This is a genomic window from Polynucleobacter sp. UK-Kesae-W10 (assembly GCF_018881575.1).
Taxonomy (GTDB): domain Bacteria; phylum Pseudomonadota; class Gammaproteobacteria; order Burkholderiales; family Burkholderiaceae; genus Polynucleobacter.
Genome location: NZ_JACVQB010000008.1, coordinates 1 through 319, shown reverse-complemented (window position 1 = coordinate 319; position 319 = coordinate 1). Strand labels below are relative to the sequence as shown.

Here is a 319-nt window from a genome sequence, read left to right as displayed (position 1 = left end):
CAATTACTAATGCACCGACATCAACATCGAATGCCGCTACCTATGCCCTAACTTACGCTAGTGGTCTAAGCTCAACAAACTACACCTTCAATCCAGCAAGCAGTGCGGTGAACTATGTTGTTAATCCAGCGACTATTACTATTACTGGCGCTAATACTAATACCGTCTATAACGGCTCTGCACAAACGAATAGTGCGGCCAGCGTCAGTATTAACGGCGGTTCTGCAACACTAATTAGTGGCACGACTGTTAATACCGGTATCGGTGGTCAAAGCTTTACCTTAGGCGGTACTTACGGCTCTGGCACCAATGCCAGCGG

Annotated in this window: 1 protein-coding gene; it reads left to right on the top strand. The window is 47.3% G+C overall.

The window, feature by feature from the left end; translation table 11 throughout:
• The coding region (locus ICN24_RS10250; protein ID WP_216223690.1) for a hypothetical protein at positions 1 to 319 on the top strand (319 nt) is incomplete at both ends.